17 protein-coding genes are annotated in these 18,118 nt (G+C 71.0%); all 17 read left to right on the top strand.

Annotation, left to right across the window (positions count from 1 at the left end; translation table 11 throughout):
* A partial coding sequence (locus ABWK99_RS04230; protein WP_372593450.1) for a class I SAM-dependent methyltransferase occupies positions 1-192 on the top strand: 192 nt, incomplete at its 5' end.
* 83 nt (positions 193-275) lie between these two features.
* Complete coding sequence (locus ABWK99_RS04235; protein WP_372593465.1) at positions 276-1,571, top strand: geranylgeranyl reductase family protein; 1,296 nt, start codon at positions 276-278, stop codon at positions 1,569-1,571.
* Between the two features lie 91 nt (positions 1,572-1,662).
* Positions 1,663-2,022 carry an NADH-quinone oxidoreductase subunit A gene (locus tag ABWK99_RS04240; protein WP_372593451.1) on the top strand — a complete coding sequence of 120 codons (360 nt, stop codon included), beginning with the start codon at positions 1,663-1,665 and terminating at the stop codon, positions 2,020-2,022.
* 66 nt (positions 2,023-2,088) lie between these two features.
* The gene (locus ABWK99_RS04245) at positions 2,089-2,640 is read left to right on the top strand and encodes an NADH-quinone oxidoreductase subunit B (protein WP_372593452.1); all 552 of its coding nucleotides are present in this window, start codon (positions 2,089-2,091) and stop codon (positions 2,638-2,640) included.
* Entirely contained in the window at positions 2,637-3,347 is a 711-nt protein-coding gene (locus ABWK99_RS04250; protein WP_372593453.1) for an NADH-quinone oxidoreductase subunit C, read from the top strand. The genes ABWK99_RS04245 and ABWK99_RS04250 overlap by 4 nt, the downstream gene beginning before the upstream one ends.
* Entirely contained in the window at positions 3,347-4,693 is a 1,347-nt protein-coding gene (locus ABWK99_RS04255; protein WP_372593454.1) for an NADH-quinone oxidoreductase subunit D, read from the top strand. The genes ABWK99_RS04250 and ABWK99_RS04255 overlap by 1 nt, the downstream gene beginning before the upstream one ends.
* Entirely contained in the window at positions 4,693-5,394 is a 702-nt protein-coding gene (nuoE, locus tag ABWK99_RS04260) for an NADH-quinone oxidoreductase subunit NuoE (RefSeq protein ID WP_372593455.1), read from the top strand. The genes ABWK99_RS04255 and nuoE overlap by 1 nt, the downstream gene beginning before the upstream one ends.
* Positions 5,394-6,755: an NADH-quinone oxidoreductase subunit NuoF gene (gene nuoF / locus ABWK99_RS04265; protein WP_372593456.1), complete on the top strand. Its 1,362-nt coding sequence runs from the start codon at positions 5,394-5,396 to the stop codon at positions 6,753-6,755. Before nuoE ends, nuoF begins: the two co-directional genes overlap by 1 nt.
* Positions 6,752-9,331: an NADH-quinone oxidoreductase subunit G gene (locus tag ABWK99_RS04270; protein ID WP_372593457.1), complete on the top strand. Its 2,580-nt coding sequence runs from the start codon at positions 6,752-6,754 to the stop codon at positions 9,329-9,331. Before nuoF ends, ABWK99_RS04270 begins: the two co-directional genes overlap by 4 nt.
* Before the next feature lie 20 nt (positions 9,332-9,351).
* The gene (gene nuoH, locus ABWK99_RS04275; RefSeq protein WP_372593466.1) at positions 9,352-10,689 is read left to right on the top strand and encodes an NADH-quinone oxidoreductase subunit NuoH; all 1,338 of its coding nucleotides are present in this window, start codon (positions 9,352-9,354) and stop codon (positions 10,687-10,689) included.
* Entirely contained in the window at positions 10,682-11,368 is a 687-nt protein-coding gene (nuoI, locus tag ABWK99_RS04280) for an NADH-quinone oxidoreductase subunit NuoI (RefSeq protein ID WP_372593458.1), read from the top strand. Before nuoH ends, nuoI begins: the two co-directional genes overlap by 8 nt.
* Positions 11,365-12,216 carry an NADH-quinone oxidoreductase subunit J gene (locus tag ABWK99_RS04285; RefSeq protein ID WP_372593459.1) on the top strand — a complete coding sequence of 284 codons (852 nt, stop codon included), beginning with the start codon at positions 11,365-11,367 and terminating at the stop codon, positions 12,214-12,216. The genes nuoI and ABWK99_RS04285 overlap by 4 nt, the downstream gene beginning before the upstream one ends.
* Positions 12,213-12,512, top strand: a complete 300-nt coding sequence (nuoK, locus tag ABWK99_RS04290; protein WP_372593460.1) for an NADH-quinone oxidoreductase subunit NuoK — start codon at positions 12,213-12,215, stop codon at positions 12,510-12,512. Before ABWK99_RS04285 ends, nuoK begins: the two co-directional genes overlap by 4 nt.
* Before the next feature lie 10 nt (positions 12,513-12,522).
* A complete protein-coding gene (gene nuoL, locus ABWK99_RS04295; protein ID WP_372593461.1) occupies positions 12,523-14,517 on the top strand; it encodes an NADH-quinone oxidoreductase subunit L in 1,995 nt (664 codons plus the stop codon).
* An 11-nt stretch (positions 14,518-14,528) separates the two neighbouring features.
* Positions 14,529-16,118, top strand: a complete 1,590-nt coding sequence (locus tag ABWK99_RS04300) for an NADH-quinone oxidoreductase subunit M (protein WP_372593462.1) — start codon at positions 14,529-14,531, stop codon at positions 16,116-16,118.
* The gene (gene nuoN, locus ABWK99_RS04305; RefSeq protein WP_372593463.1) at positions 16,115-17,692 is read left to right on the top strand and encodes an NADH-quinone oxidoreductase subunit NuoN; all 1,578 of its coding nucleotides are present in this window, start codon (positions 16,115-16,117) and stop codon (positions 17,690-17,692) included. The genes ABWK99_RS04300 and nuoN overlap by 4 nt, the downstream gene beginning before the upstream one ends.
* Positions 17,689-18,118, top strand: a 430-nt coding sequence (locus ABWK99_RS04310; RefSeq protein WP_372593464.1) for a polyprenyl synthetase family protein, incomplete at its 3' end; no start/stop codon positions are given. The genes nuoN and ABWK99_RS04310, both read left to right, overlap by 4 nt.

An 18,118-nucleotide genomic window follows, 5' to 3' on the forward strand; every position in this document is an offset into this window, starting at 1 on the left:
GCGGTCTCCGCCGATCCGGACGCCTACGTGTACCTCGCGGAGTCGATCCGCCAGTGGCCGGACCAGGAGGCGCTGGCGCGACGGATGCAGGAGGTCGGCTGGTCGCGGGTGGCCTACCGCAACCTCAGCGGCGGGATCGTCGCGCTGCACCGCGCCACCAGGCCGGTCGAGGACTCCGCCGCGTCCGCATGACGGTTGCGGCGGCCGGTACCCCACCGCCGCGGGGCTAGACTTCCCCGGCGGAACAGCAACGACAAGGACGTGGACGGGTGGGCGTGGCCTCGGTACGGCAGGACGATGCGGATGTCATCGTCGTCGGCGCGGGACCTGCCGGTTCCACCGCCGCCTACTACCTCGCCCTCGCAGGGCTGGACGTCCTCGTCCTGGAGAAGACGGCCTTCCCGCGCGAGAAGGTCTGCGGGGACGGTTTCACCCCCCGATCGGTCCGGGAGCTCGTCGCGATGGGCGTGCCCATGCGCGAGGAGGACGGCTGGATCCGCAACAAGGGGCTGCGGGTCATCGGCGGCGGCCACCGCATCGAGCTGCCGTGGCCGGTCACCGAGACCTTCCCCGAGTACGGCGTCAGCCGGACCCGCAAGGACTTCGACGACGCCCTCGCCCGGCACGCCCGCTCCGCCGGCGCGAAGATCCTCGAGCGCACCAACGTCACCGGCCCGGTCATCGACGAGTGGACCGGTCGGATCGTCGGCGTCACCGCCCGCCCGGTGGACGACTCCGGTCGTCGCGCGGGTGACGAGGTCACCTACCGCGCCCGCACCGTGATCGCCGCCGACGGCGTCTCCGCCCGGCTCGCGCTCGCGATGGGGATCGAGAAGAAGGTCAACCGACCGATGGGCGTCGCGGTCCGCACCTACTTCCGCACCCCGCGCCACGCCGACCCGTGGATGGAGAGCCACCTCGAGCTCTGGGACGGCGAGCCGGGCAGGTCCGCGCTGCTCCCGGGCTACGGCTGGATCTTCGGGCTGGGTGACGGCACGGCGAACGTCGGGCTGGGCAGCGTGAGCTCGACCGCCACGGCGACGAAGATCGACTACAAGGACCTGCTGCAGCGCTGGGTGGCGCACGTGCCCGCCGAGTGGGGGTTCACGCCGGAGAACCAGATCGGGCCGGTGCGCAGCGCCGCGCTGCCGATGGGCTTCAACCGCAAGCCGCACTACACCCGGGGGCTGCTGCTCGTCGGCGACGCCGGCGGGATGGTCAACCCGTTCAACGGTGAGGGCATCGCCTACGCGATGCAGGCCGCACGTCGCGCGGCCGATGTCATCGCCCAGGCGGAGGCCCGGACCACCGACTCCGGCCGCGAGCGCGTGCTCCAGAGCTACCCGCGCGTGATGGCCCAGGACCTGGGCGGCTACTACACGCTGGGCAGGGTCTTCGTCAGCCTCATCGAGCACCCCGAGGTCATGCGTATCTGCACGCGGTACGGTCTGCCTCGTCCGGCGCTCATGCGTCTGACGCTCAAGCTCTTGTCGGACGTGTGGGACCCGCGTGGCGGGGACATGTCCGACCGGTTCATCGCGGCGCTGTCGAAGATTGCGCCGGCCGCATGAGCCGATCAGACTCGGCCCGGGTCGCCGCCGGTGCGCCCCGGCCCGTCGCCCGCCGTGAGTGCCCTCTCGTGCCCCCGACCAGGAGGATCCGATGAACCCCTACGTGCCGATCCTGGTGCTCATGGCCGTCGGAGCCGTGCTCGCCCTCGGCGGTGTCGGCGCGAGCGCCATCATCGGGCCCAAGCGCTACAACCGCGCCAAGCTCGAGGCCTACGAGTGCGGGATCGACCCGACCCCCCGCGCGGTGGGTGGCGGACGCTTCCCGATCAAGTACTTCCTCGTCGCGATGACGTTCATCGTCTTCGACATCGAGGTCGTCTTCATGTACCCGTGGGCGGTGGCCTTCACCGAGCTGGCGATGTTCGGGGTCGCCGCGATCCTCACCTTCCTCGCTCTGATCACCGTGCCGTTCGTCTACGAGTGGCGACGCGGCGGGCTCGAGTGGGACTGACAGCACAGACGGCTCCGCAGCTGCGGGCCCGCCGCGACCGCTAACGCATCCAGGAAGGAGGATCAGATGGGAATCGAGGAAGAGGCTCCGGCCTTCATGCTCGCCAGCATCGAGGACCTCGCCGGGTACTTCCGCAAGGCGTCCCTGTGGCCGGTGACCTTCGGGCTCGCCTGCTGCGCGATCGAGATGATGGCGGCGGGCACCCCGCGCTTCGACCTCTCGCGCTTCGGCATGGAGGTCTTCCGTGCCTCCCCGCGCCAGGCCGACCTGATGATCGTCGCCGGTCGGGTGAGCCAGAAGATGGCCCCGATCGTCCGGCAGGTCTACGACCAGATGGCCGAGCCCAAGTGGGTGCTCTCGATGGGCGTGTGCGCCTCGAGCGGCGGCATGTTCAACAACTACGCGATCGTCCAGGGCGTCGACCACATCGTCCCGGTCGACATCTACCTGCCGGGCTGCCCGCCCCGACCCGAGATGCTCATCAACGCGATCCTCGAGCTGCACGCGCAGATCCAGGCCGAGCCGCTCGGTGCGAACCGTGAGGAGGCGGCCCGCGCCGCCGAGGCCGCTGCTCTCGCGGCCACCCCGACCTCCCAGATGAAGGGACTGCTGGCGTGAGCGAGGAGCAGAACCTCCCGGTCCCGAGCGCGGACCCCGGCACCGGCCCGGAGGTCGTCGACGTGCGCACCGGGCTGTTCGGCGTCTCGGGCACGGGCGACACCTCCGGATTCGGCGGGCTCGTGCGCACGGTCGCGATGCCCGGCGCGGCCGAGCGGCCCTACGGGGGCTGGTTCGACGAGGTCGTCGACCTGCTCGCCGAGGTGCTGGACGAGGGGGAGACGCCCTACGCCGAGGCGGTCGAGAAGATCGTCGTGGACCGCGGCGAGCTGACCATCTTCGTCCGGGCCGCCCACCTGCTGACGGTCTGCCGGGCGCTGCGGGACGAGCAGGACCTGCGCTTCGAGCTGGGCCTCGGCGTCTCCGGGGTCCACTTCCCGCACGAGACGGGCCGCGAGCTGCATGCCGTGTACCACCTGACCTCGGTCACGCACGGGCGCCGGCTGCGCCTGGAGGTCGCCGTCCCCGACGCCGATCCGCACATCCCGTCGAGCGTCCCGGTCTACCCGGGCCACGACTGGCACGAGCGCGAGACCTGGGACTTCTTCGGGATCGTCTTCGACGGCCACCCCGGCCTCGCCCGCATCGAGATGCCGGACGACTGGGTCGGGCACCCGCAGCGCAAGGACTACCCCCTCGGCGGGGTCCCGGTCGAGTACAAGGGGGCGAGCGTCCCGCCGCCCAGTGAGCGGAGGTCGTACAACTGATGGCTGACTCCCGCACCCCCCACGCCGGGGCCGCGATCGTCGACGACGAGGACGTGACCGTCCTCGAGGCGAACGGCGGAGACTGGTCCGACATCGCCGAGGAGGCTGCTCGCCTCGGCGAGGAGCGCATCGTCGTCAACATGGGCCCGCAGCACCCGTCCACGCACGGCGTGCTGCGCCTCATGCTCGAGATCGACGGAGAGACGGTCACCGAGGCCCGCTGCGGCGTCGGCTACCTGCACACCGGTATCGAGAAGAACATGGAGTACCGGTCCTGGACCCAGGGCACCACGTTCTGCACCCGGATGGACTACCTCGCCCCGCTCTTCCAGGAGACGGCGTACTGCCTCGGGGTCGAGAAGCTCCTGGGCATCACGGACGACGTTCCCGAGCGGGCGTCGATCATCCGGGTGCTGATGATGGAGCTCAACCGGGTCTCCTCCCACCTCGTCTGCCTCGGCACCGGCGGGAACGAGCTCGGCGCGACGACGATCATGACTCTCGGGTTCACCGCCCGTGAGGAGATCCTGCGGGTCTTCGAGCTCATCACCGGCCTGCGGATGAACCACGCGTACGTCCGCCCCGGGGGTGTCGCCCAGGACATCCCCCCCGGCGCGCTCGACACGATCCGCGACGCGCTCGTGACGATCAAGGACTACCTCGCCCAGCTCGGCGACCTCATGCTGGCCAACCCGATCTTCAAGGGACGGCTCGTCGGGGTCGGCCACCTGAGCCTCTCCGGAGCCATGGCCCTGGGCATCACCGGACCGGTGCTGCGCTCGGCGGGACTGCCCTACGACGTCCGCAAGACGGATCCGTACTGCGGGTACGAGACCTACGACTTCGACGTGCCGACCTCGACGGATTCCGACGCGTTCTCGCGGGTGATCCTGCGGATCGAGGAGTGCTACCAGTCGATGCGGATCGTCGAGCAGACCCTCGACCGCCTGCAGGCGACGGCGGGTCAGCCCGTCATGGTCGCGGACAAGAAGATCGCCTGGCCCGCGCAGCTGGCCATCGGTTCGGACGGCATGGGCAACTCGCTCGCGCACATCCGGCAGATCATGGACACCTCGATGGAGTCGCTCATCCACCACTTCAAGCTGGTCACCGAGGGCTTCCGGGTCCCGGTCGGCCAGGTGTGGCAGACGGTCGAGGCGCCGCGCGGCGAGCTCGGCGTCCACCTCGTCTCGGACGGCGGGACCAAGCCCTACCGCGCGCACTTCCGTGACCCGTCGTTCAACAACCTGCAGGCCGTGTCCCTGATGTGCGAGGGCGGTCAGCTGGCCGACGTCGTCGTCGCGGTCGCGGCCCTCGACCCGGTGCTGGGAGGGGTGGACCGCTGATGGCGTCCCACGAGCCCTACGAGGGCGCGAAGCTCGCGCGGCTGGAGGTGGACGCCGCCCAGGCGATGTCCCGCTACCCCGAGCCGCGGTCGGCGCTGCTCCCGCTGCTGCACCTGGTGCAGTCGGAGGACGGCTACATCACGCCGGACGGCATCGGGTTCTGCGCCCGGATGCTCGGCCTGAGCACGGCGGAGGTGTCGGCGGTCGCGACGTTCTACACGCAGTACAAGCGGCACCCCAACGGCGACTACACGGTCGGGGTCTGCACGAACACGCTCTGCGCGATCATGGGCGGCGACGAGATCTTCGCCGAGCTCTCGAGCCACCTCGGCATCGGTCACGACGAGACCACGGCGGACGGCTCGATCACCCTCGAGCGCGTCGAGTGCAACGCCGCGTGCGACTACGCGCCGGTGATGATGGTCAACTGGGAGTTCTTCGACAACCAGACCCCGCAGAGCGCGACGGCAGTGGTCGACGCGCTGCGCGCAGGCGAGCAGGTCGCCCCGACGCGAGGCGCGGCAGAGGTCGTCGACTTCAAGGCGATGTCCCGCGTGCTCGCAGGCTTCCCCGACGGGCGCGCGGACGAGGGCGTGGGTGCGGGTCCCGCCACCCTCGCCGGCCGCCGGATCGCGCGCGAGCGTGGCTGGACCGCTCCGGGTGGCGCCTCTGCCGCACCGGCGCCCGACAAGGAGGCGTGATGGCCACGGAGCAGACGGCGATGCTGACGCCGATCCTCTCGGACACCTGGGACGCCGAGCGGTCATGGACCCTTGCCACCTACGAGGCCAACGGAGGCTGGGCCTCCCTGCGCACCGCACTGGCCATGGAGCCGGCCGACCTCGTCTCGATGGTCAAGGGCTCCGGGCTGCGCGGTCGCGGCGGAGCGGGCTTCCCCACCGGCCTGAAGTGGAGCTTCCTCCCCGCCCCCGACGGCGGACCGCGGTACCTCGTGGTCAACGCCGACGAGTCCGAGCCGGGCACCTGCAAGGACATCCCGCTCATGATGGCCAGCCCCCAGCAGCTCATCGAGGGCGTGGCGATCACCTCCTTCGCGATCGGTTGCCACCACGCGTTCATCTACGTGCGCGGCGAGGTCCTGCACGTCTACCGCCGACTGCTGCGAGCGGTCGAGGAGGCCTACGCCGCCGGGTACCTCGGCACGGACATCCTCGGCACGGGCTACGACCTCGAGGTCACGGTCCACGCGGGTGCCGGTGCGTACATCTGCGGTGAGGAGACCGCGCTGCTCGACTCGCTCGAGGGTCGTCGCGGCCAGCCCCGGCTCAAGCCGCCGTTCCCGGCGGTCGCCGGCCTGTACGCCCGCCCGACGGTCGTCAACAACGTCGAGTCGATCGCCTCGGTCCCCTCGATCGTCGCGAACGGTGCCGAGTGGTTCACCGCGATGGGCACCGAGCGCTCCGCCGGGTTCGGGCTCTTCTCGCTCTCCGGTCACGTGCAGCGCCCCGGCCAGTACGAGGCACCTCTCGGGATCACCCTGCGCGAGCTCCTCGAGCTCGCCGGTGGGGTGCGCGAGGGGCACGAGCTGAAGTTCTGGACCCCTGGGGGCTCCTCCACCCCGCTGTTCACCGCCGAGCACCTCGACGTCCCGCTCGACTACGAGTCGGTCGCCGCCGCGGGTTCGATGCTCGGCACTCGCGCCCTGCAGATCTTCGACGACAGCACCTGCGTGGTCCGGGCGATCACCCGCTGGGCCGAGTTCTACAAGCACGAGTCCTGCGGCAAGTGCACGCCGTGCCGCGAGGGCACCTTCTGGCTGACCCAGATGCTCCAGCGCATCGAGGCCGGGCGGGGCACGGAGGAGGACCTCGACACGCTGCTCGACGTCTGCGACAACATCCTGGGCCGGGCGTTCTGCGCGCTCGGCGACGGCGCGACCTCGACGGTGACCTCGGGCATCGCCCAGTTCCGCGAGGAGTTCGAGGCCCACATCACCGGTCACGCCTGCCCGTTCGACCCGGCGGCGTCCGCCCTGTTCGAGTACACGCCACGCACCGGCCCGGCCCTGTCCGGGGCCGCTGCCAGAACGGTGGGAGCATGACCACGACGACGCCGCAGGCGGCGCAGCCGGAGACGGTGCCGCAGGTCACCTTCGTCCTCGACGACGTCGAGGTGAGCGTGCCCAAGGGCACCCTGGTGATCCGGGCGGCCGAGCAGATCGGCATCCAGATCCCGCGGTTCTGCGACCACCCGCTGCTCGCCCCCGCCGGGGCCTGCCGGCAGTGCCTGGTGGAGGTGGCCGTCCCGGACCGGGAGGGCAACGTCCGCCCGATGCCCAAGCCGCAGGCCTCCTGCACGCTCGAGGCGACGCCGGGAATGGTCGTGCGGACCCAGCGCACCTCCGCCGTGGCCGACAAGGCCCAGCACGGGGTGATGGAGCTCCTGCTCATCAACCACCCGCTGGACTGCCCGACCTGCGACAAGGGTGGCGAGTGCCCCCTGCAGAACCAGGCGATGAGCAACGGCCGCGGCACGAGCCGCTTCCACGACGTGAAGCGGACCTTCCCCAAGCCCCTGCGGATCTCCACCGAGATCCTGCTGGACCGGGAGCGCTGCATCCTGTGCCAGCGCTGCACGCGCTTCTCCGACGAGATCGCCGGTGACCCGTTCATCGACCTGCAGCAGCGCGGTGCGCGGCAGCAGATCGGCACCTTCGACCCGGCCGTCCTGGGCTTCGAGGGCTCGGGCGCGGTCGAGGTCTTCCACGGGAGCCAGCCGGACGGTCGCGAGGCGCCGACGTCGAGCGGCCCGCTCGGCCCGGTCGGGGAGGCCACGACGGACACCTCTGGCCGACCGTTCTCCTCGTACTTCTCCGGGAACACGGTGCAGATCTGCCCGGTCGGTGCGCTGACCGGTGCGGCCTACCGCTTCCGTTCCCGGCCCTTCGACCTGGTCTCGACCCCGGGGATCGCCGAGCACGACAGCAACGGCGCGGCGATCCGGGTGGACCACCGCCGTGGCGTCGTGCTCCGCCGTCTCGCCGGTGAGGACCCGGCGGTCAACGAGGAGTGGATCAGCGACAAGGACCGCTTCGCCTTCACCTGGCAGAGCGCAGGGGACCGGCTGACCGGTCCGATGGTCCGCGACGTCGACGGCGAGCTGCGTCCGGCGAGCTGGTCCGAGGCGTTGACCCGGGCAGCAGAGGGGCTGGCCGCGGCGAAGGAGTCGGGGGTCGGGGTTCTTCCCGGCGGACGACTGACGCTCGAAGACGCCTACGCGTACAGCAAGTTCGCGCGGGTCGCCCTGGGCACGAACGACATCGACCACCGCGCGCGCCCGCACGCCCCGGAGGAGGACGCGTTCCTCGCCCACCGGGTCGCCGGCCGCCCGCTCGACGTGACCTTCGCCGACCTGGAGGCCGGCCCCGCCGTCCTCCTCGTCGGCTACGAGCCGGAGGACGAGGGCGGGATCGCCTTCCTCCGCCTGCGCAAGGGCGTGCTGGCCGGGCGCTCCCGCGTCTTCTCCGTCGCCCCGTTCGCCTCGCGCGGTCTCGCCCGCCTCCGGGCGACTCTGCTGTCCGCGGCGCCCGGCACCGAGCCGGAGGTCCTCGACGCCGTCGTGGACGGCGCGGAGGGCGAGCTCGGGTCGGCGGCCGCCGCGCTGCGCGGCGGGATCGTCCTGGTCGGCGAGCGCATGGCCACGGTCCCCGGCGGCCTGTCCGCCGTGCTGCGTCTCGCGGAGCGTCTGGGTGCCCGGCTCGCCTGGGTGCCCCGACGGATCGGTGAGCGTGCAGGCGTCGAGGCGGGGACCCTCCCTGGCCTCCTCCCGGGCGGGCGGCTGGTCATCGACGCCGCCGCGCGGGTCGACATGGCCGCGGCCTGGGGCGTGCAGCGCCTTCCCGCGACCGAGGGCCGCGACCTCACCGGGATCCTCACCGCGGCCGCGCAGGGTCACCTCGGCGCACTCGTCGTCGGTGGGATGGACCCGGCGGACCTCGTCGACCCGGCCCTCGCGCTGGACGCGCTGCGGGCCGTGCCCTTCGTCCTCTCGCTCGAGGTCCGTTCCTCGGCCGTCACCGAGCTGGCGGACGTCGTGCTCCCCGTCGCCCCGCCCGTCGAGCGTCCCGGGACGTACCTGGGCTGGGAGGGCCGTCCGCGTCCCTTCCCGCAGGCACTGACCTCGACCGCGATGCCCGACCACCGCGTGCTGGACGCCCTTGCCGGGGCGCTCGGCGCCCCGATCGGCCTGCGGACGCTCGCCGACGTGCACACCGAGCTCACCCAGGTCGGGGCGTGGGACGGCCCTCGCCCGCCTGCCCCGCAGATCGCCTACCCGGAGCCGCCGGCCCTGCACGAGGGACAGGCCGTCCTGGCGACCTGGCACCTGCTGCTCGACGACGGCCGCGGGCAGGACGGCGAGCGGTTCCTCGCCGGCACCGCCCAGCGCCCCGTCGCCCGGATCAGCGCGGAGATGGCCACCCGCCTCGGCGTCGTGACCGGGCAGGAGATCACCGTCGCCACGCGGCACGGGTCGGTCGTCCTCCCCGCCGTCGTCACCGCGATGCCCGACGGGGTCGTGTGGCTGCCCACCCGCTCGCCCGGTTCGCACGTGCGCTCGAGCCTCCGGGCCGACGCCGGGTCCGTGGTCACCGTGACCGTCGAAGGAGGGACGAAGTGAGCACCATCGCCTCCGGCCTGCTGGCCGTCGCCCCGGTCGGAGCGGACTTCAGCAACGAGAACGGCTGGATCGTCCTGCTCAAGGCGGTCGGCATCATCGTCTTCCTGCTGGTCAGCGTCCTCCTCGCGATCTGGTTCGAGCGCAAGGTCGTGGCGAGGATGCAGATCCGCCCCGGCCCCAACGTGCACGGTCCCTTCGGCCTGCTGCAGTCCCTCGCCGACGCGATGAAGCTCCTCCTCAAGGAGGACATCACCGTCAAGGCGGCGGACAAGGTCATCTACATCGTGGCGCCGATGATCTCGGTCTTCGCCTCGCTCCTGGTGTTCGCCGTCATCCCGATGGGTCCGGAGGTGTCGATCTTCGGGGTGGTCACCCCGCTCCAGCTGACCGACTTCCCAGTCTCCGTGCTCTACATCCTCGCCGCGGCCTCGATCGGCGTCTACGGCATCGTCCTGGGCGGCTGGGCCTCCGGCTCGACGTACCCGCTGCTCGGCTCGGTGCGTTCGACGGCGCAGGTGATCTCCTACGAGCTCGCCATGGGCATGAGCCTGGTGAGCGTCTTCGTGCTGTCCGGCTCGATGTCGACCTCGCAGATCGTCGAGGCCCAGACGACGATCTGGTGGTTCCTCCCGCTGTTCCCCGCCTTCGTGATCTACGTGATCTCGATGTTCGGCGAGGTGAACCGGCTGCCGTTCGACCTCCCCGAGGCCGAGGGCGAGCTCGTCGGCGGGTACATGACCGAGTACTCCTCGATGAAGTTCGCCTGGTTCTTCCTCGCCGAGTACATCAACATGCTCAACGTCTCGGCCGTGGCGACGACGCTGTTCTTCGGCGGCTGGCGCGCCCCGTGGCCGCTGTCGATGATCGGCGACGGAGTGCTCAACACCGGCTGGTGGCCGCTGCTGTGGTTCCTGGCCAAGGTCTGGTTCTTCATGTTCCTGTTCGTCTGGGTGCGTGGAACCCTGCTGCGCCTGCGCTACGACCAGTTCATGAGGTTCGGCTGGAAGATCCTCATCCCCTCTGCGCTCGTGTGGATCGTCGCCGTCGCCGGTGTCCAGGGGGTGCGTCGCTTCACGGACGTCGACCTGAACACGATGCTCTTCACCCTCGGCGGGATCGCCCTGGTCGGTGTCGTCGTCTCCTTCCTCATCCCGGAGAAGAAGCCGGAGCCGGAGAGCGGGCCACCACCCTTCGACGCCTTCGCCGGGGGCTACCCCGTGCCTCCGCTGCCCGGCCAGACCCTGCCCGCCTCGCCGCGCCGCGGTGCTGCGGCGCGGGAAGGACAGGCCTCGGTCGAGGCCCCCACCGCCGTTCTCGAGGCCGGTTCCACCGGCGAGGAGGAGAAGCCCCGTGGCTGACGAGATCATCCGCTCCCAGGGCGCGGGGGAGGTCGGCAGCCCGGCAGCCCCGGAGCCCTACGAGCCCCTGCGCCCGGCGAAGAAGGGTCTCGGGGAGCTCCTCGCCCCGGTGGCCGGCTTCGGTGTGACCCTGTCGTCGATGTTCAAGCCGACGGTCACCGAGCAGTACCCCTTCGAGAAGGTGCCGCCCAAGCCGCGGTTCCACGGGCGTCACCAGCTCAACCGCTACCCCGACGGCCTGGAGAAGTGCATCGGCTGCGAGCTGTGCGCCTGGGCCTGCCCGGCCGACGCGATCCTCGTCGAGGGTGCGGACAACTCGCCGGACGAGCAGTTCTCACCGGGGGAGCGCTACGGCCGCGTCTACCAGATCAACTACCTGCGCTGCATCTTCTGCGGGCTGTGCATCGAGGCCTGCCCGACGCGAGCGCTGACGATGACGAACGACTTCGAGCTCGCGGGCCCGACCCGTGCCGGGATGATCTACGAGAAGCAGGACCTGCTGGCCCCGCTCGCCGAGGGGATGCTCGCCGCTCCGCACCCGATGGTGCCGGGCACCGAGGACACCGACTACTACCGCGGCGAGGTGACCGGTCCGGTCCCCGAGCAGGTCGACTGGGTCGCCCGGTGGCGTCCCGAGGACCCCTCGCTCCCCGCCGCGAGCACGGCGGCCGGACGATGAGCGCGACGATGGCAGCGCTGGCCGGACCGGTCGCGGCGAGCCTCGGCAGCACCGGCCAGACCCCGACGGGCGAGGCCGTGCTCTTCTGGGTGCTCGCGCCGGTGATGGTCGTCTCCGCGCTCGGGCTCCTGTTCGCCCGCAAGACGGTGCATGCGGCGATGAGCGTCGTCCTGGTGATGATCTCCCTGGCGATCCTCTACATCGCCCAGGACGCCCCCTTCCTCGGGGTCGTGCAGGTGATCGTGTACACCGGCGCCGTGATGATGCTCTTCCTCTTCGTGCTCATGCTCGTCGGGGTGGACTCGTCCGACTCCTTCGTCGAGACGATCACCGGCCAGCGCTGGATCGGCCTGCTCCTCGGCACGGGGCTCGCCGTCGTCCTGGTCGGTGTCGTGCTCAACGCCGCCGGGCTCCAGCCGACGGGCCTGGAGTCGGCGAACGAGGGCGGCAACCCCGGCCGCATCGCGCAGGTCATCTTCGGCGACTACCTCTTCGCGATGGAGGTCGTCGGGACGCTCCTGGTCACAGCGGCCGTCGGCGCGATCGTGATGACCCACCGTCCGCGGCTCACCCCGCTCGTCGGCCAGCGTGAGCGCGCCGATGCGCGCGTCGCGCGCCTCGAGCAGGGCGAGATCCTCACGCCGCTCCCTGCGCCCGGCGTGTACGCGACGTCCAACGCGCTCGACGTCGCAGCGCTCGGGCCCGACGGGCTCCCGCTCGAGGCCTCGGTCCCGCGCGTGCTGCGGATCCGCGGCCAGGAACGTCCGGTCGGTGACGTGAGCGCACCGACCGCAACCGCCGACCAGGCGGAGATCACGGCGTCCAGCGACGAGGAGGAGCAGGCATGAGCCTCACGCACTACCTGGTCCTGGCGGCCATCCTGTTCTCGATCGGGGCCACCACGGCACTGCTGCGCAGGAACGCGATCATCGTGTTCCTCGGCATCGAGCTCATGCTCAACGCCACGAACCTCGCGTTCGTCACCTTCTCGCGGGTGCACGGCAACCTCGACGGTCAGGTGATGGCCTTCTTCGTGATGGTCGTGGCCGCCGCGGAGGTCGTCGTGGGGCTCGCGATCATCGTGACGATCTTCCGCACCCGCCGCTCGGCCTCGGTCGACGACGTCAACCTCTTGAAGAGCTGAGGGGCGCCAAGTGAACCTGCTCGACCTGCTCCCGACCGCCGAGGAGCCCGTGGCGGTCGCCGCGACGGCAGCCTCCGGAGCGTTCAGCGCCGGCTGGCTGCTCGTGGCGCTTCCGCTGCTCGGCGCCGCCGTGCTGCTGCTCGCCGGTCGCCGTGCCGACCGCTGGGGCCACTGGCTCGGTGTGGCGGCCTCCGGCTCGGCCTTCGTCGTCGCCCTCGTTCTGTGGCTCGCGATGCTGGGTGGCACGGCCGCCGAGCGCGTCGTGGACCTGCACCTGTTCTCGTGGATCACCGCTGGCGCGTTCTCGCTCGACGCCGGCCTGCGCATCGACCCGCTCTCGCTGAGCTTCGTGCTGCTGGTGACCTTCGTCGGCACGCTCATCCACGTCTACTCCGTGGCCTACATGGAGCACGACGTGGCGCGCAGGCGCTTCTTCGCGTACCTCAACCTCTTCGTCGCGGCGATGCTCCTCCTGGTCCTGGCGGACAGCTACGTGCTGCTCTTCGTCGGCTGGGAGGGCGTGGGTCTCGCCTCGTACCTGCTCATCGGCTTCTGGAACCACGAGCTGCCCAACGCCGTCGCGGCCAAGAAGGCGTTCATCGCCAACCGCGTGGGCGACCTCGGCCTGCTCATCGCGATCGCCCTGATGTTCGCCACCTTCGGGGCGACGGACTTCACGACCGTCTTCGCCCAGGCGCCGGAGGCGAGCGCGGGGGCGCTGACCGCCGTCGGCCTGCTCCTGCTGCTCGGCGCGACCGGCAAGTCGGCGCAGTTCCCGCTGCAGTCCTGGCTCGGCGACGCGATGGCGGGCCCGACCCCCGTCTCGGCGCTCATCCACGCGGCGACCATGGTCACCGCGGGTGTCTACCTCGTGGTCCGCTCCGGACCGGTGTACGCCCATGCGCCGAACGCCCTGCTCGTCGTCGCGATCGTCGGTGCGATCACCCTGCTCTTCGGTGCGATCGTCGGTAGCGCGAAGGACGACATCAAGAAGGCGCTCGCCGCCTCGACGATGTCCCAGATCGGCTACATGATGCTCGGCGCGGGCCTCGGCCCGATCGGCTACGCCTTCGCGATCTTCCACCTGCTCACGCACGGCTTCTTCAAGGCCGGCATGTTCCTCGGCGCAGGCTCGGTCATGCACGGGATGGGCGACAGCGTCGACATGCGTCGCTTCGGTGGCATCTCGCGGCTGATGAAGGTCACCTGGATCACCTTCGGTCTCGGCTGGCTCGCGATCCTCGGCGTCCCGCCCTTCTCCGGGTTCTGGAGCAAGGACAAGATCATCGAGGCGGCGTTCGCCACTGCTGACGGCCAGGGCTGGCAGCCATGGGTCTTCGGCCTGGTGGCCATGATCGGCGCGGGGATCACCGCGTTCTACATGTCGCGACTGTTCTTCATGACCTTCCACGGGACGGCTCGCTGGAGCGACGGCCACGGTGGCGGGGCGGAGGACCCGGACGCGCCCGTCCGCCACCCGCACGAGTCCCCGGCGCTGATGCTGTGGCCGATGATCATCCTCGCCGTCGGCTCCGCCGGACTCGGCGGGGTCCTCGCGATCGGCGGGGCCTTCACCACCTGGCTCGAGCCGGTGACCGGGCACGTCGAGCACGCCGAGCCGGTCCTGCCGGTGCCGGTGATCACGATCGCCACGCTGCTGCTCGTCGCCGCTGGTGCGTTGCTGGCCTGGCGGCAGTACGGGGCGGCGCCGGTCGCCGTCGTGCCCCCGCACGGCTCACCGATCACCCGCGCCGCACGCCGGGACCTCTACCAGGACGACGTCAACGACGCCGTGCTGGTGCTGCCGGGCCAGGTGCTCACGCGCTCGCTCGTCTTCGGTGACCGGCAGGTCGTCGACGGGTTCTTCAGCGGACTGGCCCACCTGGTCGCCTCGACCGGTGAGATCGTCCGTCGTACCCAGAACGGTTTCGTCCGCTCCTACGCGGCCACCATGCTCGCGGGCATCGTCGTGCTCGTCGCGATCGTCCTCGCGTTCCGGATCTGAGGGAAGTGACCATGCCCGAACAGTTCCCCTGGCTGACCACGCTCATCGTGGTCCCGCTGCTGGGTGCCGCGGTGGTCTGGGCGCTGCCCGGAGCCGCCCGCCGCCTCGCCCGACACGTCGCGGTCGGGGTCTCCCTGCTGGTGCTCGCGCTGGCGGTGCTCGCGGCACTCTCCTTCGACACGAGCCTCGCCGGCGAGCACCAGCTGGTCGAGACGCACGCCTGGATCCCGGCGATCGGCGCGAGCTACGCCGTCGGGGTCGACGGGGTGGGCCTCGCGCTCGTCCTGCTCTCGGTCGTGCTCACCCCGCTCGTCCTGCTGGCCGCGTGGCGCGAGCAGCCCGACGTGGTGCCGGCCGAGCCGGGCGAGGACGAGGGCCTGCCGACGATCGACGAGGGCGGCTCGCGGATCCGTACCTACGTCGCCCTCGTCCTGGTGCTCGAGGCGTTCATGGTCGCGGTGTTCGCCGCACGCGACGTGTTCTTCTTCTACGTGCTCTTCGAGGCCATGCTCGTGCCGGTCTACTTCATGATCGGCATGTTCGGCGGGCTCCAGCGCCGCTACGCCGCGGTGAAGTTCCTGCTCTTCTCCCTCGCCGGTGGCCTGGTCATGCTCGTCGGCGTCATCGCGCTGTACCTGCAGGGCCCGCGCGGCGAGGAGGGCTTCCTCACCGCGAACCTCGTGGGCCTCGACCTTCCGGTGACCACCGAGCGGCTGCTCTTCCTCGCCTTCTTCCTCGCCTTCGCGATCAAGGCGCCGATGTGGCCCGTCCACACGTGGTTGCCCGACACGGCCGAGCAGGCCCCGGTCGGCACCTCGGTGCTGCTGGTCGGCGTGCTCGACAAGGTCGGCACCTTCGGGATGCTCACGCTCTGCCTGCCGCTGTTCCCCGCCGCCTCCCGGTGGGCGGCGCCGGTGATCATCGTGCTCGCCGTCATCTCGATCCTCTACGGCGCACTGCTCGCGATCGGCCAGCAGGACCTGCTCCGGCTCATCGCGTACACCTCGGTCAGCCACTTCGGCTTCATCGTGCTGGGGATCTTCGCGTTCACCTCGGTGAGCGTCCAGGGCGCCTCGCTGTACATGGTCAACCACGGGCTCTCGACGGGCGCGCTGTTCCTCGTCGCCGGCTTCCTCATCGCCCGCTCGGGGTCGGCGCGCATCGCCGACCACGGCGGGCTGCAGAAGGTCGTCCCCGTCCTGGCCGGGACCTTCCTGGTCGCCGGGCTGTCGGCGCTGTCCCTTCCGGGCCTGTCGACCTTCGTCAGCGAGTTCCTCGTGCTGGTCGGCACCTTCGGCTCGAACCGCGCCGCTGCGATCGTCGCGGCGACCGGCGTCATCCTGGCCGCCCTGTACGTGCTGCTGACCTATCAGCGGGTGTTCACCGGCCCGACCCGCGAGGGGCTCACGGAGCTGCCGGACCTCTCCACCCGCGAGCGCTGGGTGGTGGGGCCGCTCATCGCCCTGATGCTCGTGCTCGGCTTCTACCCGGCCCCGGCACTGGACCTCGTCCGTGACCCGGCCTCCGTGACGCTGACCCAGGTCGGCGTCGCCGATGTGATGCCCACCCTCACCCTGACGAACGACGGGAGCGACAAGTGAGCTTCGTGTCTCCCGAGATCGCGTGGTCCTACCTCGCGCCGGTCGCGCTCGTGCTCGGAGCGGGAGTCGTCGGGGTGCTGGTCGAGGCGTTCGTCCCGGCCCGCGTCCGACGCGTCGTCCAGCTCTCCCTCGCGCTCGCGGCGACCGCCGGCGCTGTGGTCCTCCTCGCGCTCGTCTGGACCGAGGTGGACGCCTCCGGCGGGACCGTCGTCCTGGGCGGAGCCATGGTGATGGACGCCCCGTCGGTCCTGCTCCAGGGTGTGCTGGCGGTGCTGGGCTTCCTCGCCCTGCTCGTCATCGCCGACCGGTCCGAGACGGGGGAGGACGCGTTCACCCCCTCGGGTGCCGCGGTACCCGGCTCGGAGTACGAGGCGATGGCCACGCGTCGTGGCCTCGTGCAGACCGAGGTCTTCCCGCTGACGCTGCTCGCGCTCGGCGGCATGATGATCTTCCCGGCCGCCGGTGACCTGCTGACGCTCTTCGTCGCGCTCGAGGTCCTCTCCCTCCCGCTGTACCTGCTCTCCGGGCTGGCCCGCCGACGCCGGCTGCTGTCCCAGGAGGCCTCGCTCAAGTACTTCCTGCTCGGGGCGTTCGCCTCCGCCTTCCTGCTCTTCGGGATCGCGCTGCTGTACGGGTTCTCCGGGTCGCTGCGGCTCTCGGAGATCGCCGAGGCGATCGGGACGGTCTCCGGGCTCGACCCGATGCTTCTCGCCGGCCTGATGCTCGTGATCGTCGGCCTGCTGTTCAAGGTCGGTGCCGTGCCGTTCCACGCCTGGACCCCCGACGTCTACCAGGGCGCGCCGACCCCGATCACGGGCTTCATGGCCGCCTGCACGAAGATCGCGTCCTTCGGCGTCCTCGTGCGCCTGGTCTACGTCCTCGTGCCGCCGCTGCAGTGGGACATCCTGCCCGCACTGTGGGGCGTCGCGGTCCTCACCATGGCGGTCGGAACGGTCGTCGCGATCGTGCAGACCGACGTCAAGCGCATGCTCGCCTACTCCTCGATCGCGCACGCCGGCTTCCTGCTCGTCGGGGTCACCTCGATGACGAGCACGGGGATCTCGGGCACGATCTTCTACCTGCTGGCCTACGGGCTCGCGACGGTCGGCGCGTTCGCCGTGGTGACCCTGGTGCGCGAGGTCAACGAAGGACCCGGCGGTCCCGTGATGGCCGAGGCCACGTCGCTGACGCAGTGGACGGGTCTCGGTCGGCGCAGCCCGGCGCTCGCGCTCGCCTTCACCCTCTTCCTGCTCTCCTTCGCCGGCATCCCGCTCACGGCGGGGTTCATCGGGAAGTTCGAGGTCTTCACGGCCGCTGTCGACGGCGGTCACGCCTGGCTCGCCGTCGTCGGTGTCGTCGCCTCGGCCGCAGCGGTGTTCTTCTACGTCCGGCTCGTCGTGCTGATGTTCTTCACGGAGTCCGCCGGCACCGCGGGGGAGCGGACCACCGTCGTGCGGTCCGAGGGGATGACCGCCGTGGCCATCGGCGTCGCGGTGATCGGCACCCTGCTCCTGGGCATCGTCCCGTCGCCCGTCCTGCAGCTCCTGTCCGACGCTGCGATCCTGGTCCGGTGACTCTCCCCCTCGCCGACGACGCCCTCGCCGATCGCCTGACGGCGCGGCTCGCGCTCGTCGAGGACCGCTTGCGGACGGCCGTGGCGAACACCGACGTGCTCGCGGACTCCACCTCTCGGCACCTGGTCAACGCCGGGGGCAAGCGGCTGCGCCCCTTGCTGACCCTCCTGGCGGCAGAGCTCGGCGACGGGGATCGGCCGGAGATCCTCCAGGCCGCCGTCGCCGTCGAGCTCACGCACCTCGCGACGCTCTACCACGACGACGTCATGGACTCCGCCCCGCTGCGGAGGGGGGCGCCGTCGGCGCACGAGGTCTGGGGCAACCACGTCGCGATCCTCACCGGGGACCTGCTGTTCGCCCGCGCCTCCTCGACGGTCGCCCGCCTCGGCACCGACGCCGTGCTCATCCACTCCGAGACCTTCGAGC

The organism is Actinotalea sp. (assembly GCF_041597215.1).
Classification (GTDB): Bacteria; Actinomycetota; Actinomycetes; order Actinomycetales; family Cellulomonadaceae; genus Actinotalea.

Excerpts from the sequence above, each read along its gene's own strand:
- ABWK99_RS04270 (WP_372593457.1), top strand. The coding sequence starts at position 6,752 with ATGACCACGACGACGCCGCAGGCGGCGCAGCCGGAGACGGTGCCGCAG.
- ABWK99_RS04240 (WP_372593451.1), top strand. The coding sequence starts at position 1,663 with ATGAACCCCTACGTGCCGATCCTGGTGCTCATGGCCGTCGGAGCCGTG.
- nuoF (WP_372593456.1), top strand. The coding sequence starts at position 5,394 with ATGGCCACGGAGCAGACGGCGATGCTGACGCCGATCCTCTCGGACACC.
- ABWK99_RS04300 (WP_372593462.1), top strand. The coding sequence starts at position 14,529 with ATGCCCGAACAGTTCCCCTGGCTGACCACGCTCATCGTGGTCCCGCTG.
- nuoE (WP_372593455.1), top strand. The coding sequence starts at position 4,693 with ATGGCGTCCCACGAGCCCTACGAGGGCGCGAAGCTCGCGCGGCTGGAG.
- ABWK99_RS04245 (WP_372593452.1), top strand. The coding sequence starts at position 2,089 with ATGGGAATCGAGGAAGAGGCTCCGGCCTTCATGCTCGCCAGCATCGAG.
- nuoK (WP_372593460.1), top strand. The coding sequence starts at position 12,213 with ATGAGCCTCACGCACTACCTGGTCCTGGCGGCCATCCTGTTCTCGATC.
- ABWK99_RS04285 (WP_372593459.1), top strand. The coding sequence starts at position 11,365 with ATGAGCGCGACGATGGCAGCGCTGGCCGGACCGGTCGCGGCGAGCCTC.
- ABWK99_RS04255 (WP_372593454.1), top strand. The coding sequence starts at position 3,347 with ATGGCTGACTCCCGCACCCCCCACGCCGGGGCCGCGATCGTCGACGAC.